This window comes from Alcanivorax sp. HI0044, from assembly GCF_001634945.1.
In genome coordinates this window covers 1-580 of sequence record NZ_LWEZ01000882.1, presented here as the reverse complement: position 1 = coordinate 580, position 580 = coordinate 1, and the positions used below count along the sequence as shown (strand labels likewise).

Annotated in this window: 1 protein-coding gene; it reads right to left on the bottom strand. The window is 60.5% G+C overall.

Annotation, left to right across the window (positions count from 1 at the left end; translation table 11 throughout):
• On the bottom strand, positions 1-580 hold a 580-nt coding region (locus A3730_RS10485), incomplete at both ends, for a GAD domain-containing protein (RefSeq protein WP_304439487.1).

Here is a 580-nt window from a genome sequence, read left to right as displayed (position 1 = left end):
TGGGCATGGTGAAGGGGTGATGCAGGGCGTGGTACTGCCCTTCGTCTTCCTCGAACATGGGGAAGTCCACTACCCACAACGGTGCCCACTCGCCTTCAACCAGGTTCAGGTCGTGACCCACTTTAACGCGCAGAGCGCCCAGGGCCTCGTTGACGATCTTGGCCTTGTCGGCACCGAAGAAGATCAGGTCGCCGGTCTCGGCGCCGGTGCGCTCAAGAATGCCCTTGATGGCATCGTCGGTGAGGAATTTCAGGATCGGCGACTGCAGGCCTTCTGCGCCAGACGCCAGATCATTGACCTTGATGTAAGCCAGGCCCTTGGCACCATAGATGCTGACGAACTTGGTGTAACCGTCGATATCCTTGCGCGACAAGGAACACCCCCCCGGCACTCTCATGGCCGCCACCCGGCCTTTCGGATCGTTGGCCGGGCCGGAGAATACCTTGAAGTCCACACCGGCCAGCAGATCGGCGATGTCGATCAGCTCCAGCGGAATACGCAGGTCCGGCTTGTCGGAACCAAAACGCTGCATGGCTTCAGAGAACGGCATGCGCGGAAAGTCCGGCAGCTCCACATCGAG